The organism is Geodermatophilus sp. SYSU D00696 (genome assembly GCF_054050235.1).
The window spans coordinates 87,240-111,669 of the sequence record NZ_JBJGYY010000006.1; the positions used below are offsets into that span (position 1 = coordinate 87,240).

At 76.1% G+C, this 24,430-nt stretch carries 26 protein-coding genes and 1 riboswitch; of the genes, 21 read left to right on the top strand and 5 right to left on the bottom strand.

The window, feature by feature from the left end; all coding sequences use genetic code 11:
- The first annotated feature begins 11 nt into the window (after nt 1-11).
- Nucleotides 12-377: a hypothetical protein gene (locus tag ACI79O_RS06000; RefSeq protein WP_456888702.1), complete on the top strand. Its 366-nt coding sequence runs from the start codon at nt 12-14 to the stop codon at nt 375-377.
- 46 nt (nt 378-423) lie between these two features.
- Here the strand turns inward: ACI79O_RS06000 and ACI79O_RS06005 are convergent, their stop codons facing one another.
- Nucleotides 424-636: a hypothetical protein gene (locus tag ACI79O_RS06005; protein WP_456874362.1), complete on the bottom strand. Its 213-nt coding sequence runs from the start codon at nt 634-636 to the stop codon at nt 424-426.
- Nucleotides 637-740: 104 nt separating this feature from the next.
- Between ACI79O_RS06005 and ACI79O_RS06010 the strand changes: the two genes are divergently transcribed.
- On the top strand, nt 741-1,190 hold the full coding sequence (locus ACI79O_RS06010; RefSeq protein WP_456874361.1) for an Lrp/AsnC family transcriptional regulator: 450 nt from the start codon (nt 741-743) through the stop codon (nt 1,188-1,190).
- The gene (locus ACI79O_RS06015; protein ID WP_456888703.1) at nt 1,183-1,503 is read left to right on the top strand and encodes a DUF4229 domain-containing protein; all 321 of its coding nucleotides are present in this window, start codon (nt 1,183-1,185) and stop codon (nt 1,501-1,503) included. The genes ACI79O_RS06010 and ACI79O_RS06015 overlap by 8 nt, the downstream gene beginning before the upstream one ends.
- A 13-nt stretch (nt 1,504-1,516) precedes the next feature.
- On the opposite strand, the gene ACI79O_RS06020 is transcribed toward ACI79O_RS06015, so the two are convergent.
- Nucleotides 1,517-2,389 (bottom strand): 1,4-dihydroxy-2-naphthoate polyprenyltransferase, encoded by an 873-nt coding sequence (locus tag ACI79O_RS06020; RefSeq protein WP_456888704.1) that lies wholly within the window; start codon nt 2,387-2,389, stop codon nt 1,517-1,519.
- Nucleotides 2,389-3,525, bottom strand: coding sequence for an o-succinylbenzoate--CoA ligase (gene menE, locus ACI79O_RS06025; protein WP_456888705.1), 1,137 nt, complete (start codon nt 3,523-3,525; stop codon nt 2,389-2,391). The genes ACI79O_RS06020 and menE overlap by 1 nt, the downstream gene beginning before the upstream one ends.
- Before the next feature lie 41 nt (nt 3,526-3,566).
- Between menE and ACI79O_RS06030 the strand changes: the two genes are divergently transcribed.
- The 3 genes from ACI79O_RS06030 to ACI79O_RS06040 all read left to right on the top strand — a co-directional run bounded on the left by ACI79O_RS06030 (nt 3,567) and on the right by ACI79O_RS06040 (nt 7,839).
- Nucleotides 3,567-4,523, top strand: a complete 957-nt coding sequence (locus ACI79O_RS06030) for an o-succinylbenzoate synthase (RefSeq protein WP_456888706.1) — start codon at nt 3,567-3,569, stop codon at nt 4,521-4,523.
- Nucleotides 4,520-6,223: a 2-succinyl-5-enolpyruvyl-6-hydroxy-3-cyclohexene-1-carboxylic-acid synthase gene (gene menD, locus ACI79O_RS06035; RefSeq protein WP_456913570.1), complete on the top strand. Its 1,704-nt coding sequence runs from the start codon at nt 4,520-4,522 to the stop codon at nt 6,221-6,223. The genes ACI79O_RS06030 and menD overlap by 4 nt, the downstream gene beginning before the upstream one ends.
- Before the next feature lie 330 nt (nt 6,224-6,553).
- Nucleotides 6,554-6,722: riboswitch (cyclic di-AMP (ydaO/yuaA leader) on the top strand.
- Nucleotides 6,723-6,726: 4 nt separating this feature from the next.
- Nucleotides 6,727-7,839, top strand: coding sequence for a transglycosylase family protein (locus ACI79O_RS06040; RefSeq protein WP_456913571.1), 1,113 nt, complete (start codon nt 6,727-6,729; stop codon nt 7,837-7,839).
- A 64-nt stretch (nt 7,840-7,903) separates the two neighbouring features.
- Here the strand turns inward: ACI79O_RS06040 and ACI79O_RS06045 are convergent, their stop codons facing one another.
- Nucleotides 7,904-8,785, bottom strand: a complete 882-nt coding sequence (locus ACI79O_RS06045) for a nucleotidyltransferase domain-containing protein (protein WP_456888710.1) — start codon at nt 8,783-8,785, stop codon at nt 7,904-7,906.
- A gap of 47 nt (nt 8,786-8,832) precedes the next feature.
- Complete coding sequence (locus ACI79O_RS06050) at nt 8,833-10,107, bottom strand: isochorismate synthase (protein WP_456888711.1); 1,275 nt, start codon at nt 10,105-10,107, stop codon at nt 8,833-8,835.
- A 36-nt stretch (nt 10,108-10,143) separates the two neighbouring features.
- Between ACI79O_RS06050 and ACI79O_RS06055 the strand changes: the two genes are divergently transcribed.
- The 15 genes from ACI79O_RS06055 to nuoK all read left to right on the top strand — a co-directional run bounded on the left by ACI79O_RS06055 (nt 10,144) and on the right by nuoK (nt 24,430).
- Entirely contained in the window at nt 10,144-10,863 is a 720-nt protein-coding gene (locus tag ACI79O_RS06055) for a demethylmenaquinone methyltransferase (RefSeq protein WP_456888712.1), read from the top strand.
- 43 nt (nt 10,864-10,906) lie between these two features.
- Nucleotides 10,907-11,053: a hypothetical protein gene (locus ACI79O_RS06060; RefSeq protein WP_170149164.1), complete on the top strand. Its 147-nt coding sequence runs from the start codon at nt 10,907-10,909 to the stop codon at nt 11,051-11,053.
- Nucleotides 11,054-11,065: 12 nt separating this feature from the next.
- Nucleotides 11,066-11,728 (top strand): phosphoribosyltransferase, encoded by a 663-nt coding sequence (locus ACI79O_RS06065; protein WP_456913572.1) that lies wholly within the window; start codon nt 11,066-11,068, stop codon nt 11,726-11,728.
- Nucleotides 11,729-11,825: 97 nt separating this feature from the next.
- Nucleotides 11,826-13,100 carry a geranylgeranyl reductase family protein gene (locus ACI79O_RS06070; RefSeq protein ID WP_456913573.1) on the top strand — a complete coding sequence of 425 codons (1,275 nt, stop codon included), beginning with the start codon at nt 11,826-11,828 and terminating at the stop codon, nt 13,098-13,100.
- A 155-nt stretch (nt 13,101-13,255) separates the two neighbouring features.
- Entirely contained in the window at nt 13,256-13,618 is a 363-nt protein-coding gene (locus ACI79O_RS06075) for an NADH-quinone oxidoreductase subunit A (RefSeq protein ID WP_456888718.1), read from the top strand.
- A gap of 42 nt (nt 13,619-13,660) precedes the next feature.
- Nucleotides 13,661-14,338 carry a NuoB/complex I 20 kDa subunit family protein gene (locus ACI79O_RS06080; RefSeq protein WP_456913574.1) on the top strand — a complete coding sequence of 226 codons (678 nt, stop codon included), beginning with the start codon at nt 13,661-13,663 and terminating at the stop codon, nt 14,336-14,338.
- The gene (locus tag ACI79O_RS06085; RefSeq protein WP_456888723.1) at nt 14,335-15,072 is read left to right on the top strand and encodes an NADH-quinone oxidoreductase subunit C; all 738 of its coding nucleotides are present in this window, start codon (nt 14,335-14,337) and stop codon (nt 15,070-15,072) included. Before ACI79O_RS06080 ends, ACI79O_RS06085 begins: the two co-directional genes overlap by 4 nt.
- Nucleotides 15,069-16,391, top strand: a complete 1,323-nt coding sequence (locus tag ACI79O_RS06090) for an NADH-quinone oxidoreductase subunit D (protein ID WP_456874346.1) — start codon at nt 15,069-15,071, stop codon at nt 16,389-16,391. Before ACI79O_RS06085 ends, ACI79O_RS06090 begins: the two co-directional genes overlap by 4 nt.
- On the top strand, nt 16,388-17,407 hold the full coding sequence (gene nuoE / locus ACI79O_RS06095; protein WP_456913575.1) for an NADH-quinone oxidoreductase subunit NuoE: 1,020 nt from the start codon (nt 16,388-16,390) through the stop codon (nt 17,405-17,407). Before ACI79O_RS06090 ends, nuoE begins: the two co-directional genes overlap by 4 nt.
- A 3-nt stretch (nt 17,408-17,410) precedes the next feature.
- Nucleotides 17,411-18,739 carry an NADH-quinone oxidoreductase subunit NuoF gene (nuoF, locus tag ACI79O_RS06100; RefSeq protein ID WP_456913576.1) on the top strand — a complete coding sequence of 443 codons (1,329 nt, stop codon included), beginning with the start codon at nt 17,411-17,413 and terminating at the stop codon, nt 18,737-18,739.
- Complete coding sequence (locus tag ACI79O_RS06105) at nt 18,736-21,210, top strand: NADH-quinone oxidoreductase subunit G (protein ID WP_456913577.1); 2,475 nt, start codon at nt 18,736-18,738, stop codon at nt 21,208-21,210. Before nuoF ends, ACI79O_RS06105 begins: the two co-directional genes overlap by 4 nt.
- The gene (gene nuoH, locus ACI79O_RS06110; protein WP_456913578.1) at nt 21,207-22,718 is read left to right on the top strand and encodes an NADH-quinone oxidoreductase subunit NuoH; all 1,512 of its coding nucleotides are present in this window, start codon (nt 21,207-21,209) and stop codon (nt 22,716-22,718) included. Before ACI79O_RS06105 ends, nuoH begins: the two co-directional genes overlap by 4 nt.
- Nucleotides 22,711-23,349, top strand: coding sequence for an NADH-quinone oxidoreductase subunit NuoI (gene nuoI / locus ACI79O_RS06115; RefSeq protein WP_456874341.1), 639 nt, complete (start codon nt 22,711-22,713; stop codon nt 23,347-23,349). The genes nuoH and nuoI overlap by 8 nt, the downstream gene beginning before the upstream one ends.
- A complete protein-coding gene (locus ACI79O_RS06120) occupies nt 23,346-24,134 on the top strand; it encodes an NADH-quinone oxidoreductase subunit J (RefSeq protein WP_456913579.1) in 789 nt (262 codons plus the stop codon). Before nuoI ends, ACI79O_RS06120 begins: the two co-directional genes overlap by 4 nt.
- Entirely contained in the window at nt 24,131-24,430 is a 300-nt protein-coding gene (gene nuoK, locus ACI79O_RS06125; RefSeq protein WP_456874339.1) for an NADH-quinone oxidoreductase subunit NuoK, read from the top strand. The genes ACI79O_RS06120 and nuoK overlap by 4 nt, the downstream gene beginning before the upstream one ends.

A 24,430-nucleotide genomic window follows, 5' to 3' on the forward strand; every position in this document is an offset into this window, starting at 1 on the left:
AGGAGGCTGCTGTGGGTAGGCACACCGCCGCCGACGGCGCAGGGACCGACCCGATCGTCGCCGCGGCACTCGCCCGCCAGGAGCCCGCCGCCGCGGGCACCCGTCACGCCTCCGCTGCCGACGAGGGCACCGAGGAGGGCACCGAGAGCGGCCTGGGCTGGCCCGGGGACACCACCACCGGCGGCGGCCTGGGCTGGCCCGGGTCCCTGGACGAGGTCCTCCGCGAGACCGCCCGGATGGACGCCGTCCCCGACGTCCCCCGGGCCGGAGCGGCCGGGGACGTCGCACCGGACGAGGCAGGTCCAGAGGCGGGGGCGGAGCTCGGGGCGCCGACCCGGCGCGGCTGGCGGCGGGTGTTCGGCGGCTCCGCCGCCTAGGAGCCGTGCACTTCCGCGGAAGCGCGCGAGAGGGGCGTCGCGAGGGTCAGGCGGGGGAGCCGTCGTCGCGGCGGACGCGGCGGCCGAGCTCGCGCAGGAACTCCGGGTCGTCGTCGGGAGCCACCGGACGGGTGGCACGCGACGGGCGCGGGCGGCGGGCCGGCCGCGGCGGGCGCACGGCACCGCCGGCGGCGGCGGTCGCCCGCAGGACCAGCACGACCACGGCCACGGCGACCACCAGCAGCACCACGAACGCCACCTGGCGCACCCCCTCGGATCGGGCCTCACCGCCACTGTACGACCGCTGGGATACTGGCGGTGCCGCGCGGGACGCGCGCCCGCGCAGACCCCCGCCCCGTCCGGATGGAGCCCGACATCGACGCCGTCGACCGGCAGCTGATCGACCTGCTGCGCGCAAACGGCCGGGCCAGCTACGCCGAGCTCGCCCGCCAGGTCGGCCTGTCCGCCCCGGCGGTGCACGAGCGGGTCGGCAAGCTCGAGGCGGCCGGGACCATCACCGGCTACCGCGCGGTCGTCGACCCCGTCGCGCTCGGGCTCGACGTCACCGCGCTGGTCGGCGTCATCGAGAGCGACTCGGTCGACGACAACGGCGTCGAGGCGGCGCTGCGCGCGATGCCCGAGGTGGAGGACTGCTGGCGGGTGGCCGGCAGCGAGGCCTTCGTGCTCAAGGTGCGGGTGACCGACATCCCGGCACTGGAGGCGGCGATCAACGCGTTGAACAGGATCGAGGGCGTCGCCCGGACCCGCACCACCGTGGTGCTGTCGACGAAGTGGGAGGGCCGTCATGGCTGAGCAGGAGCGCACGCCGGTCACGCCGGTGGGCCCGGACGGGCGGCCCGCGGTGCGGCCGAGGGTGCTGCCCTGGCTGCTCGTGCACACCATCGGGCGGCTGGCCGTCTTCGCGCTGCTGACCGTGGTGCTGTGGATGGTGGGCCTCGACCTCTGGTCGGGCCTGCTGTTCGGCCTGCTGCTGTCGATGCCGGTGTCGTACTTCCTGCTGCGCCGCTCCCGCGAGCAGCTCAGCGTCGCGCTGGTCATGCGCTCGGAGGAGAAGCGCCGCGCCAAGGAGGAGTTCCGCGCCCGGCTCTCCGGCGACGCCGCCTGACCCGCGGAGAGGGTCAGCCCGACAGGGCGAGGCCGGTGGCGAGCAGCACCCCGGTGGCCAGCGTGAGCAGCCCGGTGGCCTGCAGCGCCGCGATGAGCGCCGGCCCGCGGCCACCCGAGAGCACGACCCGCGACGGCGGCACCGCCAGCGGGGCCGCCAGCAGCGCCAGCAGGGCCCACGGCCGGACGACGCCGATCGCGACGACGACGGCGAACGCCCCGGCCAGCAGCCCGACGTAGAGCAGGCGGGTGGCACGGTCGCCCAGCAGCACCGCCAGCGTCCGCTTGCCCACGACCGCGTCCCCGGCGATGTCGCGCAGGTTGTTGACCACCAGCAGCGCCACCGACAGCAGCCCGACGGGCACCGCGGCCGCCAGCGCCAGCCCCTCGACCCGGCCGGTCTGCGCGAACGTCGTCCCCGCGACGGCGACCAGGCCGAAGAACACGAAGACGAACACCTCGCCCAGCGCCCGGTAGCCGTAGGGCAGCGGGCCGCCGGTGTAGGTCCACGCGGCCGCGATGCAGACCGCCCCGACGGCGACCAGCCACCAGCTCGACAGCGCGGCGAGGACCAGCCCGGCGACGCCCGCGACGGCGAAGGCGAGCAGCGCGGCGGCGAGCACCTGGCGAGCCGGTGCGGCGCCCGAGCCCACCAACCGCATCGGGCCGACCCGGTCGGCGTCGGTGCCGCGCTTCCCGTCGGAGTGGTCGTTGGCGTAGTTCACCGCCACCTGCAGGGCGAGGGCGACCAGCAGCGCCAGCAGCGCCGGCACGGGCCGGAACCCGTCGAGCGCGGCGGCGGCGCCGGTGCCGACGAGCACGGGCGCCAGCGCCGCGGGCAGGGTGCGCGGCCGGGCGCCGGCCACCCACTGCGCGGGCGTGGCCATCAGCGGCCGCCGGCCAGCGCGGCCGCCAGGCCGCGGCGGTCGGGCTTGCCGGTGTGCAGGGTGGGCACCGCGTCGACCAGGTGCAGCTCCCGCGGGGCGCTGGGCCTGCCGAGCCGTTGCGCCACCCACGGCCGCAGCGTCGCGAGGTCCGGGCTGGTCCCCGCGGCCGGGACGACGGCGGCCACCACCCGCTGCCCCCACTCCTCGTCGGGCCGGCCGAAGACGACGGCGTCGGCGACGTCGGGGTGCTCGCGCAGCACGCCCTCGACCGCCTGCGGCGCGACGTTCACCCCGCCGCTGACCACCACGTCGTCGAGCCGGCCGGTGACGGTCAGCCGCCCGTCCGGCCCGGTCGACCCCGCGTCGCGGGTGCGGAACCAGCCGCCGGCGAAGGCCTCCGCCGTCGCGCCCGGGTCGCGGCGGTAGCCCAGGGCCAGCACGGGACCGGCGATGGCGACGCCGTCGTCCTCGACCCGGACCCGGACACCGTCGAGCGGGACGCCGTCGTAGACGCAGCCGCCGCACGTCTCGGTCATCCCGTAGGTGGTCACCACGGCCACGCCCTCCCGGCGGGCCCGGGCCAGCAGGGCGGGGTCAGTGGCCGCGCCGCCCACCAGGACGGCGTCGAGGGCGCGCAGCGCGCCGGGCTCCGAGTCGAGGTACCGGCGCAGCTGGGTGGGCACCAGCGAGGCGTACCGGCGGCCGGCGGGCATCCGCGCGACCGCGGCGGCGAGGGGCTCGCCCGGCGCGAGGACCGTGGGCGCGGTGCCGGCCAGGGCCGACCGGACCAGCACCTGCAGCCCGGCGACCGCCGACACCGGCAGCGCGAGCAGCCAGGCGCCGGGTCCGCCGAGCCGGTCGGCGGTGGCGCCGGCCGAGGCCCGCAACGCCGCCGCGGACAGCAGCACCCCGCGGCCGCCGCCGGTGGAGCCGGAGGTGACGACGACGACGTCGGCGCCGTCCTCCAGCGGCTCGTCCGGCGCGAGGACCGCGCGGGCGGCCGCGGCGGCGGGACCCGACGGGAGGACGGCCACCGGCGGACCGCCGTCGAGGGCCGCGCGGACGGCGGGCAGCACGGTGCGCAGCACGCCGTCGGGATCGTCCGGCGCGGGGAGGACGGTCAGCTGCCGGGGCACGTCGAACCAGGGTACGAGGCGCGCGATCTACGCTGGCGGGCGTGATCACCGCCGCCCTCCCGCCGGGGATCGAGGAGGCGGCGGTGTGGTCGGTGCCGATGCGCACCCGCTTCCGCGGCATCGACGTGCGCGACGGCGTCCTGGTGCGCGGCCCGGCCGGCTGGGGCGAGTTCTCGCCCTTCTGGGACTACGGCACCGTCGAGAGCCGCCGCTGGTGGCCGGCCGCCGCCGAGGCCGCGCTGCACGGCTGGCCGGCGCCGCTGCGCGACGCGGTGCCGGTGAACGTGACCGTGCCCGCGGTGGGCCCCGAGCGGGCGCGCGCGATCGTGGTGGCGTCGGGCTGCCGGACGGCGAAGGTCAAGGTGGCCGAGCCCGGGCAGACGCCGGCCGACGACCTCGCCCGCGTGGAGGCCGTCCGCGACGCGCTCGGCCCGTCCGGCGCGCTCCGGGTCGACGCCAACGCCGCCTGGGACGTCGACACCGCGGCCGCCCGCATCCGGGAGCTCGACCGGGTCGGCCTCGAGTACGTCGAGCAGCCGTGCGCGACGCTCGACGAGCTGTGCGCGCTGCGCCGGCGGATCGACGTCCGGATCGCCGCCGACGAGGCCGTCCGGCGCGCCGGCGACCCGCTCGCGGTCGACCTGCGCGGGGCCTGCGACGTCGTCGTCCTCAAGGTGCAGCCGCTGGGCGGTGTGCGCGCGGCGCTGCGGGTCGCCGAGGCGCACGGGCTGCCGTGCGTCGTGTCCTCGGCCCTGGAGTCCTCGGTGGGCCTCGCGGCGGGCGTCGCGCTGGCCGCCGCGCTGCCCGAGCTGCCCTTCGCCTGCGGCCTGGCCACCGCAGCGCTGCTCGACGGCGACGTGAGCGGCGATCCGCTGGTGCCCGTCGACGGCGCGCTGCCGGTGCGGGCGGTGGTGCCCGACCGGCGGGCCGCCGTGGCCGCGCCGGACGACGTGACCGCCCGGTGGTCGGCGCGGCTCACCGCGGTGCTCGCCGCGTGAACCCCTCCACCGCGCTGGCCCGCGTGCTGGTCGACGAGCTGGTCCGCGGCGGGGTCCGCGACGCCGTCCTCGCCCCCGGCTCGCGCTCGGCCCCGGTCGCGCTCGCGCTCGCCGCCGCCGAGCGGGCCGGTGCCGTGCGGCTGCACGTGCGCATCGACGAGCGGACCGCCTCCTTCCTCGCCCTCGGCCTGGCGCGCGCCTCCGGCCGCCCGGTGCCGGTGCTCACCACCTCCGGGACGGCGACCGCGCATCTGCACGCCGCGGTGCTCGAGGCCGACGTCAGCGGCGTCCCGCTGCTCGCGCTCACCGCCGACCGGCCGCCGGAGCTGCGGTCCACCGGTGCCAACCAGACGATCGAGCAGCCCGGCCTCTACGGCGGCGCGGTGCGCTGGGCGGCCGACGTCGGGGTGCCCGAGGCCGGGCGGGAGGCCGCGCAGAACCGCTACTGGCGCTCGGTGGTGTCGCGGGCGCTGCTGTCGGCCACCGGCGCCTTGTCCGGCGACCCCGGCCCCGTGCAGCTGAACCTGTCCTTCCGGGACCCGCTGCTGCCCGACGGGGAGCCCGGCCCGCTCGATGGCCCGTGGGCCGGTCGCGCCGGCGGTGCCCCGTGGACGGCCGGGGCGCCCGCGCCCGTCCCGGCCGGTCCGGTCGGGGACGGGCCGCGCACCCTCGTGGTGGCCGGCGACGGACCACCCGCGGCCGGCCGGGCCTGGGCCGCCGGGGCCGCTGCTTCGGGCTGGCCGGTGGTCGCCGAGCCCAGCGGCGGCGCGTGGACCGGCGACGCCGTCCGCGGCGGGGCGCTGCTGCTCGGCGTCCCCGCCTGGCTGGACACGCACCGGCCCGAGCGGGTCGTGGTGGTCGGCCGGCCCACGCTGTCGCGGCCGGTGTCGGCGCTGCTCGCCGACCCGCGGGTGCGGGTCGAGACGGTCGCGGCGACCCCGCGCTGGCCCGACGCGGGCCGGTCGAGCGCGCTGGTCTCGCGGGCCGCCCCGCCCGCCGGGCCGCCGTCGGACCCCGGCCGGGCCGGGAACCGGGCCGGGGCGTGGGCCGGGGCGTGGTCCGACGCCGCCGCCCGCGTCGGGACCGCCGTCGACGCGCTGCTCGACGCGGCGCCGGGCCTCACCGCCGCCCGCCTGGCCCGCGACGTCGTCGCCGCGCTGCCGGCCGGGGCGCTGCTGGTGCTCGGCTCCTCGACGCCGGTGCGCGACGTCGACCGCCTCGCCGTGCCGCGCGGCGACGTCGCCGTGCTGGCCAACCGCGGGGTGGCCGGCATCGACGGGACCGTCTCGACCGCGGTCGGGGCGGCGCTGGCGCACGGCGGCCCGACGGTGGCGCTCCTGGGCGACCTGACGTTCCTGCACGACCTGCAGGGCCTGCTCACCGGCGAGGGCGAGCCGCGTCCGGACCTCACGCTCGTCGTCCCGGACAACGACGGCGGCGGGATCTTCGCCCAGCTCGAGCCCGGCCGGGCGGCGTACGCGCGCGACTACCGGCGGGTGTTCGGGACGCCGCACGGGCGCGACCTGGCAGCGGTCGCGCAGGCGCTGGGCTGGACGGCGACGGCGGTCTCCTCGGCCGGCGAGCTGCCGGCCGCGCTGGCGGCGGGCGGGCCGCGGGTCGTCGTCGTCCGCACCGACCAGCGCGCCGAGGCCGACCTCGCCGTCGCGCTCCGGGACGCCGCCGCCCACGCCCTCGGCTGACCGGGCGGGACGGGCGGTGGAGGACCGGTCCGTCCCGTGGCGTCCATCACGAGCGACGTGCCCGCAGGGTCCCGGGGGGCCGGTCGCCGGGGCCGCGCCGGACCACGCGGACCGGGGGGCGAGTCGCCGGTGACCAGCGCGTTCCCCACTCCCGGCCCGCCGGCGCCGCAGGCGGTCGGTTGGTCACGGCGGCGTCACGCGCTACCCCACGTGTCCCCTCCTAATCGCAGTGTGACCGGCGACACAGCGACAGTTGCCATGACCGTAGGTAGCTTTTTGGCTGCGCTCAGCAGAACGGAGCGCGGCGCCGGTCCGCCAAACCCTGCCCACCGGTCGTCCACACCAACACCCAGGGCAGGGGTGGGGGACCCACTTCCGGCGCGCGACGGCCCACGGGGGCCGGACCCGAACGCGCCTCGGGGTGAAGCCGCGGACCGCGGCCGGGCACCGATCGCCCGAACCCGACAGCTCACCTCGCCGGCGGTGATCGGGAGATCATCACCATGCCCAAGCACCGCGCACCCCGCTACGTCCGCACCAAGAAGGTCATCGCCCGGGCCCCTGTCGCCGCCGGCGCCACCGTCGTCGGTCTCGGCGTCCTCAGCTCCCCGGCCTCCGCCTCCACCAGCCACGACTGGACCGACGTCGCCCAGTGCGAGTCCAGCGGCAACTGGAGCATCAACACCGGCAACGGCTACTACGGTGGCCTGCAGTTCAGCCAGTCCACCTGGGCCGGCTTCGGCGGCACCGAGCTCGCCGCCCGCGCCGACCTGGCCACCCCGGCCCAGCAGATCGAGATCGCCGAGCGCGTCCTCGAGGGCCAGGGCATCGGCGCCTGGCCGAGCTGCGGCAAGTACCTGACCGAGGGCACCACCGCGGCCGCCGCCGAGGCGCCCGCCGCCCCCGCTCCCGCCGCCGAGGCACCCGCCCCGGCCGCGGAGGCCGGTCACTCCCACGACCACGCCGACGACGCCGCCACCGAGGACTACACCGTCCGCTGGGGCGACACCGTGAAGAAGATCGCCGCCGCCCACCAGCAGGGCTGGCGCGAGCTCTACGAGCGCAACGTCGACGTCATCGGCAGCAACCCGAACCGGATCTACCCCGGTCAGGTGCTCGCCGTCAGCGGCGCGGCCCCGGCCCAGGCCGCTCCGGCCCCGGAGGCCCCCGCCGCGACCGCCTCCGCCGGCGAGTCCGCCCCCGCGCCCGCGGTGGCCCCGCTGGCCGAGGTCGCCCCGCAGGTCGCCTCCGCGATCGCGTCGATCACCAACAGCGCCGGCCCGGTCAAGGCGGTCGTGCAGGCCGCCGCGAACGCCGTCGTGAGCAACGTGCCGGGCGCCGCCGACATCACCCTCGGCGGTACGCGCGGGAGCGCGGTCGACCCGAACGGGCACCCGTCGGGCCTGGCGCTGGACTACATGGTCATGACCGACAACGCCCTCGGTGACGCCATCGCCCAGTACCACGTCGACCACTGGGACGAGCTCGGCGTCGAGTACGTCATCTGGGAGCAGCGGATCCTGACCTCGCCCGACGGCGCGTGGAAGGCGATGGCCGACCGCGGCAGCGTGACCGCGAACCACCACGACCACGTGCACGTGAACTACGTGGGCTGATCCTCACCCCCCGACGAGGGCCCCGGCCGCTGCCCAGCGGCCGGGGCCCTCGTCGTCGGACCGGTCAGCGGCCGCGAGCCGTCCAGTGGGCGAGGTACGAGCGGTGCAGCCACGCGTCCACCCAGGCGCGGTCGGGCGCGGCCGGCACCGCCGGGCTGTCGCGCAGCGCCAGCAGCCGGGCCTCGGCGTCGTCGACCGCGGCGACCACCTCGGCCAGCGGTACCTCGCCCCGGCGGATGCTCCGCAGGTACGTGCGGTGGGGCTCGGGCACCGGCAGGGTGATCCGGCCGGTCGTCAGCAACTCCACCCCCTGGATGCCCAGCCGCAGCGCGTGCATCGCGTACTTGACGTCGAACCCGTGCGCGGCGACGAGTCCAGGGCGGTTCGTGTGCGCGCCGGCTGCGCCGGTCATCGCCGCCCGCTGGCCCCTCAGGTAGCCGAGGAAGCGGTCGGCGGCCACGCGGGAGACGAACCGGTCGGCGTGCGCCACCAGGTCCGCGCCCGCGGCGTCGCGGACGACGACCTCCTCGTCGGGCACGAACAGCAGCAGCAGGACGGTGGGGTTGCCGCCCAGCGCCAGCCGCGCCCACTTCCGCGCCGCGTACACCACGACGTCGAGGTCGCCGGCGCCCGACCGGTTGGCGAGCCCGCCGGGGCGGTCCCACGCGGTGTGCCGGTGGTACTGCTCGAACGGCACGGTCACCGGCGTCGAGAGCCCGGCGGGCACGCGCGCGGTGCCGGTGACGTACTCGGGCGGCTCGAGGCAGATGCCCATCTCGTCGCGGTCGTCCTGCCCCGTCACCGACGTGCCGTGCACGCCGGACCCCACCTGCGCGCGGAGGATCGTCCCCTGCTCGGCGATCTCCCGCGCCCGCGCCGAGGCGTGCGGGTGGTCGAAGGGCGACGGGAGGGAGCGGTCGCCGGCGATGGTCGGGACGGCGGTCACCGGGCCACCCAACCAGCCCGGACGCCGGCCGCCGACCCGTTTCCGGCTCAGCTCTCCAGGGCGGCCTGGAACGCGGCGAACTTCGACTGGGTCTCGGCGAGCTCGGCCGCGGGGTCGGAGCCCGCGACGATGCCGCACCCGGCGAACAGCCGCGCGGTGCACGGGTCGTCCTCGCCGAGCCGGGCACAGCGCAGGGCCAGGCCGAACTCACCGTCGCCGCGGGCGTCGAGCCAGCCGACCGGTCCGGCGTAGCGGCCGCGGTCCATGCCCTCGAGCTCGGCGATCAGCGCGGTGGCCACGTCGGGCGGCGTGCCGCCCACCGCGGCGGTCGGGTGCACCGCCTCGACCAGCTCCAGCAGCCCGGCGCGGCCGCGCGCGCCCGAGCGCCGCTGCGTGCCGGTGACGTCGGTGGCCAGGTGCCGCACGTTCGCCAGCGTCAGCAGCGACGGGGCCTCCGGCACCGAGAGGGCGGTGCAGAACGGGTCGAGCGCCCGCACCAGCGAGTCGACGGCGAGGGCGTGCTCGGCGCGGTCCTTGGCGCTGCTCATCAGCCCGGCGGCCAGCCGCTCGTCGTCGGCGCCCGCGCCCCGCGGGGCGGTGCCGGCCAGCACCCGCGCCGACAGCTGCCGCCCGGTGCGGCGCAGCAGCAGCTCGGGGGTGGCGCCGAGCAGCCCGTCGACGGCGAAGGTCCAGCAGTCGGGGAAGCGCGCGGCGAGCCGGTCGAGCAGCCGGCGGGCGTCCAGCGGCACGTCGGCGGTGACCAGCAGGTCGCGGGCGAGCACCACCTTGGCGAGGTCGCCGTCGTCGATCCGGCGCACGGCGGCGGCCACCGCGCCGCACCAGGACGCGGGGTCGAGGGCCCCGTCGGCGTAGCGCAGCCGGGTGGGCGCGGCGGACGGCGGAGCGGGGTCGCCGGCTGGCACCTCACGGGGGTCGGCGTCGCCGGTGGTGGTCAGCCAGGTGACCCCGTCGCGCCGGCCGACGACGACCTCCGGGACCACGAACACCGACGTCCCGGCCGCGGGGTCGAAGGCGACGCTGGCGAAGACCACCGGCCCCGAGCCGGGGACGCCCACCGCGTCGTCGACCGCGAGCGCGGCGCTGCGCGCGGCCCACCAGGCCGCCGCCTCGGCCAGCGCGCCGGGACCGGAGACCTCGAGCCGGTCGGCCTCGCCCCAGCCCACCAGCCCCTCGCCGCGGCGGACCCAGGACAGCGCGCCGTCGCGGGGCAGCAGGCCCAGCAGGTCGGGGGAGTCGGGCAGCGCCACCGTGGTGACCGCGGGCGCGGCGGCGTCCGGGGAGGTCACCGCCGCGGCTGTCACGCTCCCCAGCGTAGGCAGCCCGGTAGCGTCGGCGCCGTGGCGGACCGGCGAGACAGCGCGCACACCGCCGGACGGCGGGCCGGGCTGGACAAGCAGCCGCACGAGGTCGCGGCCATGTTCGACGGCGTCGCGCGCCGCTACGACCTCACCAACACCGTGCTCTCCGGGGGCCGCGACGCCGCCTGGCGGCGCGCCACCCGCGAGGCGCTGGGCGCCCGGCCGGGCGACGTCGTCCTCGACGTCGCCGCCGGCACCGCGGTGTCCACCGTCGAGCTGGCCGCCGGCGGGGTGCACGCCATCGCCTGCGACTTCTCCCAGGGCATGCTGCGCGCCGGCGCCGCCCGGCCGGTCCCGAAGATCGCCGGCGACGCGATGGCGCTGCCGCTGGCCGACGCGAGCGTCGACGGGCTGGTGATCTCCTTCGGGCTGCGCAACGTCGCCGATCCCGACGCCGCCCTGCGCGAGTTCGCCCGGGTGGTCCGCCCGGGCGGCCGGCTCGTCGTCTGTGAGTTCTCCAGCCCGACCTGGCGCCCGTTCCGCACCCTCTACACCGAGTACCTGATGCGGGCGCTGCCGCGGATCGCGCGCGCGGTGAGCAGCAACCCCGACGCCTACGTGTACCTGGCCGAGTCGATCCGGGCCTGGCCCGACCAGCCGGCGCTGGCCGCGCGCATCCGGGCCGCCGGGTGGGCCGACGTCGAGTGGCGCGACCTCACCGGCGGCATCGTCGCCCTGCACCGCGCCCGCCGCCCGTAGCGGACCAGGACCGGACGGCGGCACCGCGGACTACCGTCCGGTCATGACGACACCGACGCCGATGCCCGAGCCGCCCGGCCCCTCGCCGTCGCCGGTCGACCCGATCTCCCCGCCGTCGCCGGCCCCGCTGCCGCAGCCGAGCCCCACCGACCCGACCGCCCCGCCGCCGACCGGCCCGCAGCCGGTCTGACCGGACCGCGCGGTGCACGGGCCGCCGTTCGCCGACCGGCGCGACGCCGGCCGGCGGCTCGGCGCGCGCCTGGCCGACCCCGCCCGCGACGCGGCCGTGCCGCTCGGCCCGGACGCGCTGGTCCTGGGCCTGCCCCGCGGGGGCGTGCTGGTCGCCGCCGAGGTCGCCGCGGCGCTCGGCGCGGAGCTCGACGTGGTCGCCGTCCGCAAGCTCGGCGTGCCCCGGCGCCCCGAGCTGGCCATGGGCGCGATCGCCGCCGTGGGCGACGCGGTGGAGAGCGTCGGCGTCGAGGCCGTCCTGGCCCGGGTCGACGTCGACGGCGAGGCCGCCGCCGAGGTCCACCGCGCCGAGCTCGCCGAGCTGCACCGCCGCCGGTCGGCCTACCGCGGCGACCGCCCGCCGCCGGTCCTGACCGGGCGCACCGTGGTCCTCGTCGACGACGGCCTGGCCACCGGCGCCACGATGCGGGCGGCGCTGGCCGCCGTCCGCGGGGCCGGCGCGGCCGCCGTCGTCGTCGCCGTGCCGGTCGGCCCGCCGGCGCTGTGCGCCGAGTTGGAGGCCGACGAGGTCGTCTGCCTGGTCACGCCGCAGCCCTTCGGCGCGGTGGGGCGCTGGTACGACGACTTCGGCCAGACCACGGACGACGAGGTCCGGGCGGCCCTGGGTCAGGCATAGGAAGCCATCCGCACGTCCCCCGGCTCCGGACGTGCGGATAGCTTCCACTGCCTGGAGGTCGCCGCCGACCGCAGCCGAGCACCGAGGGGGACACCTCGTGACGAGTCCGACCGCCGGGGGCAGCGCCGACGTCGTCGTGGTGGGCGCGGGCCCGGCGGGGTCGGCGGCGGCCTGGGCGCTGGCCACCGCCGGACTCGACGCGGTGCTGCTGGAGAAGGCCCGCTTCCCGCGCGAGAAGGTCTGCGGCGACGGGCTCACCCCCCGCGCGGTCAAGGCGCTCGACGACATGGGCGTCGACACCTCGCCGGCGGGCGGCTGGGTCCGGCACCGCGGCCTGCGGGTCTTCGGCGGCGGAGAGGTGGTCGAGGTCGACTGGCCGCGGCTGTCCTCCTGGCCCGACTTCGGCCTCATCCGGGCGCGCCGGGACCTCGACCCGGTGCTGGCCGCGCACGCCGTGGCCGCCGGTGCCCGGCTCGAGCAGGAGGTCACGGTCACCGACCCGCTGCTCGACGACGCCGGGCGGGTCGTGGGCGTGCGCGCCCAGGCCGGTCCGGAGCGGGAGCCGGTCACCTGGCGGGCGCCGCTGGTGGTCTCCGCCGAGGGGCTCTCGGGCCGGCTGGCCAAGGCCATCGGCCTGGTCCGCCGCGAGGACCGCCCGCTGGGCGTCGCCGTCCGCCGCTACGCCGAGACGCCGCGCGGCGAGGACCCCTACCTCGACATCTCCTTCGACCTCTCCGCCGAGGGCCCCACCGCCGACTCGATGCCCGGCTACGGCTGGTCGTTCGGCATGGGCGACGGCACGGCCAACGTCGGTTTCGGCCTGCTCGACACCCGTCGCGGCGGGGACGCCGACGCCCGCTCCGTGCTCCGCCGCTGGGTGGCCACGCTCCCCGCGGAGTGGCAGCTGGGCGAGGAGCACGCGGTCACCCCGCTGCGCGGCGCCGGCCTGCCCATGGCGCTGGCCCGCGGCCCCGCCTACACCCGCGGGCTGCTGCTGGCCGGCGACACCGCCGGGGTGGTCAACCCGTTCAACGGCGAGGGGATCAGCTACGCGCTGGAGACCGGCCGGATGGCGGGCGAGACCGCCGTCGAGGCGCTCGCCGCACCCGAGGGTCCGGCCCGCGAGGCGGTGCTGCGCCGCTACCCGCGGCGGCTGCAGGAGGAGTACGGCCGCCACCACCGCCTCGGCACGGCGTTCCTCGCGCTGCTCGACCGGCCGGGCCTGGTCCGGTTCGCCACCGCGCACGGGCTCCGGCGGCCGGCGATGGTGAACGCGGCGCTGCGGCTCATGGGCAACCTCTCCGACGGCCGCGACGGCGACCGCTTCGACCGGGTGGTCGCGGTGCTCACCCGCCTGACGCCGTCCGTGTGAGCCGTGCGGCGGCGCGGACCGTGACCGGACCGTGACCCCCGGAAGTGAACTCACTCACCCCCCGCGCTTCCGATCGCGAGTCGCGCGGCATAGGCTCGTGGCGACGACCTTGTGAAGTTTTTCACAAGCGCACGAGCACGTGAGGGGAGGCGCCGGTGCTCTCGACCTACGTCCCGATCGTGGGCCTGTTCGCGCTGGCCGCGGCCTTCGCGCTGTTCTCGGTGGCGGTCGCGCCGTTCGTCGGCCCGCGCCGCTACAACCGGGCCAAGCTCGAGGCCTACGAGTGCGGCATCGAGCCGGTCGACCAGCCGCTGCACGGCGGCCGGTTCCCGGTGAAGTACTACCTGACGGCGATGATCTTCATCGTCTTCGACATCGAGATCGTCTTCCTCTACCCCTGGGCCGTCGCCAACGACGCGCTCGGCGTCTTCGGCCTGGTCGAGATGGCCGTGTTCATCGCCACCGTCTTCATCGCCTACGTCTACGTGTGGCGCCGCGGCGGCCTGGACTGGGACTGAGAGTGGGACGGACGGTCACGACCCCGACGGCGAGGAGCTGAGATGGGTCTCGAGGAGAAGCTGCCCAGCGGCTTCCTGCTGACCTCGGTCGAGAAGCTGGTCAACTGGACGCGGAAGTCCTCGTTGTGGCCGGCCACCTTCGGCCTGGCCTGCTGCGCCATCGAGATGATGGCCACCGGCGCCGGCCGGTACGACCTCGCGCGCTTCGGCATGGAGGTCTTCCGCGCCTCCCCGCGCCAGGCCGACCTGATGATCGTCGCCGGCCGGGTGAGCCAGAAGATGGCACCGGTCCTGCGGCAGATCTACGACCAGATGCCCGAGCCGCGCTGGGTGCTCGCCATGGGCGTGTGCGCCAGCTCCGGCGGGATGTTCAACAACTACGCGGTGGTGCAGGGCGTCGACCACGTCGTCCCCGTCGACATGTACCTGCCCGGCTGCCCGCCGCGCCCGGAGATGCTGATGGACGCCATCCTCAAGCTCCACCACAAGATCCAGAACGAGCCGCTCGGCGAGCGGCGCGCCCGGCAGCTCGAGCGCGACCGCGCCGAGGGCCGCGTCCGCGACCTGCTGGTCGAGATGCCCTCCACCGTGCGCGTGGACAAGGAGGCGCGGCGCGCCTACGAGGAGGCCGCGGCGGCCGGCCGGGCCGGGCAGTTCCTCATCGAGCGGCGCGGCGGCAACGCCGTCCTGCTGCCCGAGCAGCGCGGCGGCGCACGGTGACCGGCCCGGGCGACCGCAGCGGGGCCGACGCCAGCCGGGGCGTCGCCGCCCCGAGCGGCGGGTTCCGCAAGGGGGCGTTCGGCGTCTCCGGCAGCGGGGACACCTCCGGCTTCGGCGGCCTGGTCCGGGTCGAGCCCGGCGGCGCGGTGGCGCTGCACTCCACCGAGCGCCCCTACGGCGGCTGGTTCGACGAGGTGACCGACGCGCTCACCGAGGCCGTCGGCGAGGCCACGTACGCGGCCGCCGTGCGGCGGGTGCTGGTCGACCGCGGCGAGATCACCTACTTCGTCGCCCGCGAGCACCTGCTCACCCTGGTGCGGGCGCTGCGCGACGACGACGCGCTGCGCTTCGAGCTGTGCAGCAGCGTCTCCGGCGTCGACTACCTCGACAGCGGCGGCCCGGCCACCGGCCCCGGCCGGCCCCGGTTGCACGTCGTCCACCACCTGACCTCGATGACCTACCGGCGGCGGATCCGGCTGGAGGTGGCCGTGCCGGCGGAGGACCCCCACGTGCCGTCGGTGACGTCGGTGTACCCGACGGCGGACTGGCACGAGCGGGAGACCTACGACATGTTCGGCGTCGTCTTCGACGGGCATCCGGCGCTGACCCGGATCCTCATGCCCGACGACTGGGACGGCCACCCCCAGCGCAAGGACTACCCCCTCGGCGGCGTGCCCGTGGAGTACCACGGCGCCACGATCCCGCCCCCTGACACCCGGCGGGCCTACCGATGAGCACCACCTACGACCCCTACGCCGGCTCCCGGGAGACCACCGAGGGCCGGGTCTACACCGTCACCGGCGGCGACTGGGACCAGACCCTCGGCGTCGACCTCTCCGGCGAGGAGCGCCTCGTCGTCAACATGGGGCCCCAGCACCCCTCGACGCACGGCGTGCTGCGGCTGGTCCTCGACCTCGAGGGCGAGACGGTGACCAAGGCGCGGGTGGTCATCGGCTACCTGCACACCGGCATCGAGAAGAACGTCGAGTACCGCAACTGGGTGCAGGGCACCACCTTCGTGACACGGATGGACTACCTGTCCCCGCTGTTCAACGAGGCCGGCTACTGCATGGCCGTCGAGAAGCTGCTCGGCATCGAGGTGCCGCAGCGCGCGCAGACCATCCGCGTGCTGGTCATGGAGATCAACCGGATCGCCTCGCACCTGGTGGGCCTGGCCACCGGCGGGATGGAGCTCGGCGCGCTGACCGGCATGACCAACGGCTTCCGCGAGCGGGAGCTGTGCCTCGACCTGCTCGAGGAGATCACCGGGCTGCGGATGAACCACGCCTACATCCGCCCCGGCGGGGTGGCGCAGGACCTGCCGCCCGGGGTCGAGGACTCGATCCGCGAGTGGCTCGCGGTCATGCCCGAGCGGCTGGCCGGCTACCACCGGCTGCTCACCGGCCAGCCGATCTGGCAGCGCCGGCTCAAGGACGTCGGCTACCTCGACGTCACCGGCTGCGTGGCCCTCGGCGTCACCGGCCCGGTGCTGCGCGCCGCCGGGCTGCCGTGGGACCTGCGCAAGGTGGAGCCCTACCTCGGCTACGAGACCTACGACTTCGAGGTGCCGACGGCCGACACGTCCGACGCGTGGGGCCGCTACCTGGTCCGCATGGCCGAGATGTTCGAGTCGCTGAAGATCGTCGAGCAGGCCCTCGACCGGCTCGAGCCCGGCCCGGTCATGGTCGAGGACAAGAAGATCGCCTGGCCGGCGCAGCTGTCGCTCGGCGCCGACGGGCTGGGCAACTCCCTCGACCACGTCCGGCACATCATGGGCACCTCGATGGAGGCCCTGATCCACCACTTCAAGCTGGTCACCGAGGGCTTCCGGGTGCCGGCCGGGCAGGTCTACGTCCCGGTCGAGTCCCCCCGCGGGGAGCTCGGCTACCACGTGGTCAGCGACGGCAGCACCCGGCCGTGGCGCGTCCACGTGCGCGACCCCAGCTTCGTGAACCTGCAGGCCACCGCGGCGATGAGCGAGGGCGGCATGATCGCCGACGTCATCGCCGCGATCGCCTCGATCGACCCGGTGATGGGAGGTGTCGACCGGTGAGTTCCCTTCCCGGGTCGGCGGAGGGGGCGGCGACGACGGGGCTGGTCGACAGCCCGGTCGAGCCGCCGCCGGCCGACCTGCCGCCGCTGACCGAGCAGACCCGGCTCGAGGCGCGGGCGATCACGTCCCGCTACCCGCAGCCGCGCTCGGCGCTGCTGCCGATGCTGCACCTGGTGCAGAGCTACCAGGGCTACGTCAGCCCCGAGGGCATCGCGCTGTGCGCCGAGGAGCTCGGCCTGACCCGCGCCGAGGTGGGCGCGGTCGCGACCTTCTACACGATGTACAAGCGCCGGCCGACCGGCCGGCACCTGGTCAGCGTCTGCACCAACACGCTGTGCGCCGTCCTGGGCGGGCAGCGGATCATGGACGCGTTGTCGGCGGACCTCGGCGTCCACCACGACGAGACGGCGGCCGACGGCTCGGTCACCCTCGAGCACGCCGAGTGCCTGGCCGCCTGCGACTACGCGCCCGTGGTCACCGTCGACTACGAGTTCTACGACCAGCAGGACGTCGAGAGCGCCCGCGCCCTGGTCGCCGCCCTGCGCCGGGGCGAGAAGCCGCACCCCACCCGCGGCGCGCCGCTCACCGACTTCCGCGGCGTCTCCCGCCAGCTGGCCGGCTTCTCCCAGCACGCCGACGCCGGGGCCGCGCGCGCCGCCGTCGACGCCGAGGGCCAGTGGGAGCCGACGCTGGCCGGCGTCCGGCTGGCCGCCGAGCGCGGCGAGACCGCCCCGCCGATGACCGGCCCCGAGCCGCAGCCGGACGACGCCGGGGAGCCGGCGCAGACGGTCGCGCCCTCGGGCCGGACCGGCCAGACGCCGGAGGAGGAGGCCGCCGACGCCCGCGTCGCCGCCGCCGACACCCCCGCCGAGCGGGCCGGCGCCGCCGAGACCCACCCCGACCGCGGGACCGAGTACGGCCGGAGGACACCCGGCGGCTCCCGTCCCGCACCCGACACCCCCGCGGGCACCGAGCCGGGCACCTCCGGCCAGGGCCCTGCCACCCGGGAGGCCTGACCCGTGCCCCTCACCCCCGTCCTCACCTCGCGCTGGGGCGCCGACCAGCCGTGGCGGCTGTCCACCTACGAGTCCCTCGACGGCTACGCCGCGCTGCGCACCGCGCTGACCATGGAGCCCGACGAGCTGGTCTCGCTGGTCAAGGAGTCCGGCCTGCGCGGCCGCGGCGGCGCCGGGTTCCCCACCGGCATGAAGTGGAGCTTCATCCCCCAGCCCAAGCCGGGGGAGACACCCACCGGCCCGGCCGCGCTGCCCAAGTACCTCGTGGTCAACGCCGACGAGGGCGAGCCGGGCACCTGCAAGGACCTGCCGCTGATGATGACCGACCCGCACTCGCTCATCGAGGGCGTGATCATCTCGGCGTACGCCATCCGCTGCCGGTTCGCCGTCATCTACGTGCGGGGTGAGGCGGTGCACGCCCACCGCCGGCTGGTGTCGGCCGTCGAGGAGGCCTACGCGGCCGGCTACCTGGGCAGCGACGTCCTCGGCTCGGGCTGGGGCCTGGAGCTGGTCGTGCACGCCGGCGCCGGGGCCTACATCTGCGGCGAGGAGACGGCGCTGCTGGACTCCCTGGAGGGCTACCGCGGTCAGCCGCGGCTCAAGCCGCCGTTCCCCGCCGTCGCCGGGCTCTACGGGGCCCCGACGGTCATCAACAACGTCGAGACCCTGGCCACCGTGCCCTTCGTCGTGCGCGGCGGCGCGGAGTGGTTCAAGCAGTTCGGGCCGGAGAAGTCGCCCGGCCCGAAGATCTTCTCGCTGTCGGGCCGGGTGAACCGTCCCGGCCAGTACGAGGCGCCGATGGGCACCACCATGCGTGAACTGCTGGAGATGGCCGGCGGGGTGCGCGCCGGGCACGAGCTGAAGTTCTGGACGCCGGGCGGCTCGTCGACGCCGTACTTCACCGCCGAGCACCTCGACGTCCCGCTCGACTTCGACTCGGTGGCCGCCGCGGGCTCCATGCTCGGCACCACCGCGCTGATGGTGTTCGACGAGACCGACTCGATCGTCGAGGCCACGCTGCGCTTCACCGAGTTCTACGCGCACGAGAGCTGCGGCAAGTGCACCCCGTGCCGTGAGGGGACCTACTGGCTGGTGCAGGTGCTGCAGCGGCTGGTCGACGGCCGGGGCACCGCGGCCGACCTCGACCTGCTCACCGACACCTGCGACAACATCCTCGGCCGGTCGTTCTGCGCCCTCGGTGACGGCGCGACCAGCTGCATCACCAGCTCGCTCCAGTACTTCCGCGACGACTACGTCGCCCTGCTGCCGCCCGAGGAGCAGGCCCGCCTGGGCCGCTCCCTGCGCCTCGAGCCCGTCGGAGTCGCCTCGTGACCGTCACACCGGTCTCCCCCGAGCCCGCGGCGGCCGTGCCGCCCGGTGTCCCCGGGCCGCACACCCCGCCCGACGCCGTCCACTGCACCATCGACGGCTTCGACGTCGCGGTGCCCAAGGGGACGCTGATCATCCGGGCCGCCGAGATGGTCGGCATCCAGATCCCCCGGTTCTGCGACCACCCGCTGCTCGACCCGGTGGGCGCCTGCCGGCAGTGCCTGGTCGAGGTGGAGGGCCAGCGCAAGCCGGTGGCCTCCTGCACCATGCCGGTCACCGACGGCATGGCGGTCAAGACCCAGCTGACCAGCGCGGTCGCCGACAAGGCGCAGCAGGGCACGATGGAGCTGCTGCTCATCAACCACCCGCTGGACTGCCCGGTCTGCGACAAGGGCGGCGAGTGCCCGCTGCAGAACCAGGCGATGAGCAACGGCCGTGCGGAGTCCCGCTTCGTCGACGTCAAGCGGACCTATCCCAAGCCGCTGCCGATCAGCACGGAGATCCTGCTCGACCGCGAGCGGTGCGTGCTCTGCGCCCGCTGCACCCGGTTCTCCCAGCAGGTGGCCGGCGACCCGTTCATCGAGCTGTTCGAGCGAGGTGCGCTCGAGCAGGTCGCCATCGCCGAGGACGAGCCGTTCTCCTCCTACTTCTCGGGCAACACGACGCAGATCTGCCCGGTCGGTGCGCTCACCAGCGCCCAGTACCGGTTCCGCTCGCGGCCCTTCGACCTGCGCAGCGAGCCCTCGGTGTGCGAGCACTGCGCCTCGGGCTGCGCGATGCGCACCGACTACCGGCGCGGCAAGGTCATGCGCCGGCTGGCGGGGGAGGACCCCGCGGTCAACGAGGAGTGGACCTGCGACAAGGGCCGCTTCGCGTTCCGCTACGCCGCCACCAACGACCGGCTGGGCACGCCGATGGTGCGCCGTGACGGGGTGCTCGAGCCGGCCTCCTGGCCGGAGGCCTGGGCCGCGGCGGCCGAGGGGCTGCGCGCCGCCCGGGCCGCGGGCGGCGTCGGTGTGCTGCCCGGCGGCCGGCTGACGGTCGAGGACGCCTACGCCTACGCCAAGTTCGCCCGCGTGGCGCTGGGCAGCAACGACGTCGACGCCCGTGCCCGGGCGCACTCCCCGGAGGAGCAGGCCTTCCTCGCCGCGCACGTCGCGGGCACCGGCCCCGGCCGGGGCGCGGTCACCTACGACGACCTCGCCGCCGCGCCCGCCCTGCTGCTGGCCGGGTTCGAGCCGGAGGAGGAGTCGCCGATCGTCTTCCTCCGCCTGCGCAAGGCGGTCCGCAAGGGCTCGCTCACCGTGTACGACCTGGCGCCGTTCGCCACCCGCGCGGCGCAGAAGCTCCAGGCCACCGTGCTGGTCACCCGGCCCGGCGACGAGGCCCGCGCGCTGGTCGCGCTGGCCGAGGGCAGCTGGGGCGGTCCGGCGGTCGAGGCGCTGCGGCAGCCCGGCGCGGTGGTCCTGGTCGGCGAGCGGCTGGCGGAGGTGCCCGGCGCGTTCAGCGCGGTCGCCGCGCTGGCCCGCGCCACCGGCGCCCGGCCGGCCTGGGTGCCGCGGCGGGCCGGGGAGCGCGGTGCGGTCGAGGCCGGCGCGCTGCCCGGGCTGCTGCCCGGCGGCCGGCCGGTCGACGACCCCGTCGCCCGGGCCGAGGTGGCCACGCTGTGGGGCGTCGACCCCGTCGACCTGCCCGCCGTCCCCGGGCGGGACACCACCGGCATCCTGACCGCGGTCCGCGACGGCCGGCTGGCCGGACTCGTGGTCGGCGGCGTCGACCCGGCCGACCTGCCCGACCCCGCGCTGGCCGAGGCGGCGCTGGCCGCGGCGGCGTTCGTGGTCAGCCTCGAGCAGCGACCCACCGCCGTCACCGAGCACGCCGACGTCGTCCTGCCGGTCGCCGCGGCCGCGGAGAAGGCCGGCAGCTACCTCGACTGGGAGGGCCGGGTCCGCCCGTTCGACGCCACGCTGCACGGCACCGGTCAGCTGCCCGACGGCCGGGTGCTGCACGGCCTGGCCGAGTACCTCGACGTCGACCTGCGACTGCCCGAGCCCACGGCCGCCCGCGCCGAGCTCGCGGCCCTGGGGGCCACCGGCGCCCGCGCCGACGAGACCGGCCTCGACGTCCCCCCTGTCGTCGTGCCCGAGCCGGCCGACGGCGAGGCGCTGCTGGCCTCCTGGCGCATGCTGCTCGACGTCGGCACGCTGCAGCGCGACGAGCCCGAGCTCGCCGGCACCGCCCGCCCACCGGTGGCCCGGCTCGCTCCGGACGCCGCCGCGCGCCTCGGCCTGGCCGACGGCGACCTGCTGACCGTCACCGGCGCCACCGGGTCGGTGACCCTGCCGGTGCTGCTGACCGAGATGCCCGACGGCGTGGTGTGGCTGCCGATGCGCTCGCCCGGCAGCGAGGTGCGCGCCGGCCTCGGCACCGCGCCGGGCGGCGTCGTCCGGCTCAGCGCGGGAGGTGTCGCGTGACCCTGCTCGCCGCCGCCGACCAGCCGACGCTCGAGGACTTCGGGCAGGACGTCTGGTGGATCGTCCTGATCAAGATCGTCGGCGTCTTCGCCGTGCTCGTGCTGATGACGCTGTTCGCCATCGTCTTCGAGCGCAAGGTCGTCGCCCGCATGCAGCAGCGGCTGGGCCCCAACCGGGTCGGCCCCCGCGGCTCGCTGCAGAGCCTCGCCGACGGGCTGAAGCTGGCGTTCAAGGAAGACATCATGCCGGCGCTCGCGGACAAGCCGGTGTACTTCCTGGCGCCGGTCATCTCCGCCGTCCCGGCGTTCCTGGCCTTCTCGGTCATCCCGCTCGGCCCGACGGTCAGCATCTTCGGCGAGCGCACCCCGCTGCAGCTCACCGACGCCCCCATCGGCGTGCTCGTCGTGCTGGCCTGCTCGGCGATGGGCGTCTACGGCATCGTGCTGGCCGGCTGGGCGTCGGGCTCGACCTATCCGCTGCTCGGCGGGCTGCGCAGCGCCGCGCAGATGGTCAGCTACGAGATCGCCATGGGCCTGTCGATCGTCGCGGTGTTCCTCTACGCCGGCTCGATGTCGACCTCGGAGATCGTCGCGGCCCAGGCCGACGGCCCCCCGCTGTCGTTCTTCGGCCTGGAGTTCACCGGCCCCGGCTGGTTCGGGATCCTGCTCCCGGTCAGCTTCGTCATCTACGTGATCGCCGTCGTCGGGGAGACCAACCGGGCGCCCTTCGACCTCCCCGAGGCCGAGAGCGAGCTGGTCGGCGGCTTCCACACCGAGTACACGTCGCTGAAGTTCGCGCTGTTCTTCCTCGCCGAGTACATCAACATGGTCACCGTCTCCGCGCTGGCCGCGACGCTGTTCCTCGGCGGCTGGCGGGCGCCGTGGCCGCTGTCGATCTGGGACGGCGCCAACTCCGGCTGGTGGCCGCTGCTGTGGTTCTTCCTCAAGGTCGCCGCGGCGCTGTTCGTCTTCATCTGGCTGCGCGGGACCCTGCCCCGGCTGCGCTACGACCAGTTCATGCGGTTCGGCTGGAAGGTCCTGGTGCCGACGGCGCTGGTCTGGATCCTCGCCGTCGCCACCATGCGCACCGTCTCCCGCGAGACCGACCTGTCCACAGGCCAGGTGGCCGTCTTCGTCGGCGTGCCGATCGCCCTGCTCGTGCTGATCGGCCTCTCGCTGGTCAGCCGCGCCAGCAACCGCGACACCCGGCTCATGGCCGCCGACGCCGCCGCCGGCGGGGTCCACGCCACCGATCCCGACCCCGACCCCGAGGTGCTGCCCCCCGCCGGGCCGCGCCACCGCCCGGCCCGGCGCACCGGACCCGCCCGCGCCGAGGGCGGGTTCCCGGTGCCACCGATGGACCTCACTGTGCCGCCCTCGCCGCGGCTGCGCCGCACCGAGCCGGTGGGCGCCCGCCCCGAGGGCGGCGTGGTCAGCAGCGGCCGCCGTGCCACCGGGGGCAGCAGGGGCAGCACCGCGACCAGCGCACAGGAGGACTCCGATGTCTGAGCGGACCCCCGCGGGGGCCACCCCGGCCCGGCGCGGCGGTGGCGAGGTCGAGCGGGCCGGCCGGGACACCGGCGCGCCCGCGGCCCGCCGCAGCCTGCTGCCGGCGCCCGGCCAGGGCTTCGGCGTCACCTTCGCCCAGATGTTCAAGAAGGTGACCACCGAGCAGTACCCCGAGACCCCGAAGGTCACCAAGCCGCGCTACCACGGCCGGCACGTGCTCAACCGGCACCCCGACGGGCTGGAGAAGTGCGTCGGCTGCGAGCTGTGCGCCTGGGCCTGCCCGGCCGACGCGATCTACGTCGAGGGCGGCGACAACACCGAGGACGCCCGCTACTCGCCCGGCGAGCGGTACGGCGCGGTCTACCAGATCAACTACCTGCGCTGCATCTTCTGCGGGCTGTGCATCGAGGCCTGCCCGACCCGCTCGCTGACCATGAGCAACGACTTCGAGCTCGCCGACGACGACCGCCGCGACCTGATCTACACCAAGGAGCAGCTCATGGCCCCGCTCCTGCCCGGGATGGAGGCCCCGCCGCACCCGATGCGCCTCGGGGACGACGAGAAGGCGTACTACGTGCGCGAGCCCCAGCAGGGGTCGGCCGCCGAGCCGGTCACGGCGGAGCGGGCATGACCGACGTCGCCATCGGGACCGGCGAGGCCGTCGTCTTCTGGGTCCTCGGGCCGGTCGCGCTCGCCGGGGCGCTCGGGATGGTGTTCAGCCGCAACGCCGTGCACTCCGCGCTGTGGCTGGTCAACACGATGCTCGCGCTGGGCGTCTTCTACGTCGTCCAGTCCGCGCCGTTCCTCGGGGCCGTGCAGATCATCGTCTACACCGGCGCGATCATGATCCTGTTCCTGTTCGTCCTCATGATGGTCGGCCGGGACTCGTCGGACTCCGTCGTCGAGACGCTGCGCGGGCAGCGGGTCGCAGCCACGGTGCTCGGGGTCGGCTTCGCCGGGCTGGTGGGCGCCGGCATCGCCCGCGCCACCCAGGACACCCGCGTCGAGGGCCTCGGTGACGCCGGCGGCACGGGCAACATCCAGACCATCGCCGAGGTGCTGTTCACCCGCTACCTGCTGGCCTTCGAGGTCACCAGCGCGCTGCTGATCACCGCCGCCGTCGGTGCGATGGTGCTCGCCCACATCGAGCGCGAGCCCGGCAGCCGGCAGACGCAGAAGGAGCTCTCCCGCGCCCGGTTCCTCACCGACCGGCCGCAGACCCTGCCCGGCCCGGGTGTCTTCGCGCGGGCCAACTCCGTGGCCACCGGCGCGCTGCTGCCCGACGGCCGCACCGCCGAGGACAGCCTGGCCACCGGCATCGAGCCCCGGGAGGTCGAGCAGATGCCCCGCCCCACCGGCCGTGCCCAGCTGGGCAGCCCCGACGCCGCGCTCGGCACGACGGACGACCCGCGATGAGCCTCACGCACTACCTGGTGCTGGCCGCGATCCTGTTCACCATCGGCGCGGTCGGCGTGCTGGTGCGGCGCAACGCGATCGTCGTCTTCATGTGCATCGAGCTGATGCTCAACTCGGTGAACCTGACGCTGGTCACCTTCGCCCGGGCCACCGGCACCATCGACGGCCAGATCATGGCGTTCTTCGTCATGGTCGTCGCCGCCGCCGAGGTCGTCGTCGGCCTGGCCATCATCATGTCGATCTACCGGACCCGCCGGTCGGCGTCGGTCGACGACGCCAACCTGCTCAAGTACTGA

Bases quoted from the DNA above. Each gene is read 5' to 3' on its own strand.
- ACI79O_RS06020 (WP_456888704.1), bottom strand. From the start codon at position 2,389: ATGGCCACGCCCGCGCAGTGGGTGGCCGGCGCCCGGCCGCGCACCCTG.
- ACI79O_RS06015 (WP_456888703.1), top strand. From the start codon at position 1,183: ATGGCTGAGCAGGAGCGCACGCCGGTCACGCCGGTGGGCCCGGACGGG.
- ACI79O_RS06120 (WP_456913579.1), top strand. From the start codon at position 23,346: ATGACCGACGTCGCCATCGGGACCGGCGAGGCCGTCGTCTTCTGGGTC.
- ACI79O_RS06040 (WP_456913571.1), top strand. From the start codon at position 6,727: ATGCCCAAGCACCGCGCACCCCGCTACGTCCGCACCAAGAAGGTCATC.
- ACI79O_RS06090 (WP_456874346.1), top strand. From the start codon at position 15,069: ATGAGCACCACCTACGACCCCTACGCCGGCTCCCGGGAGACCACCGAG.
- ACI79O_RS06080 (WP_456913574.1), top strand. From the start codon at position 13,661: ATGGGTCTCGAGGAGAAGCTGCCCAGCGGCTTCCTGCTGACCTCGGTC.
- nuoI (WP_456874341.1), top strand. From the start codon at position 22,711: ATGTCTGAGCGGACCCCCGCGGGGGCCACCCCGGCCCGGCGCGGCGGT.
- nuoK (WP_456874339.1), top strand. From the start codon at position 24,131: ATGAGCCTCACGCACTACCTGGTGCTGGCCGCGATCCTGTTCACCATC.
- ACI79O_RS06010 (WP_456874361.1), top strand. From the start codon at position 741: ATGGAGCCCGACATCGACGCCGTCGACCGGCAGCTGATCGACCTGCTG.
- ACI79O_RS06060 (WP_170149164.1), top strand. From the start codon at position 10,907: ATGACGACACCGACGCCGATGCCCGAGCCGCCCGGCCCCTCGCCGTCG.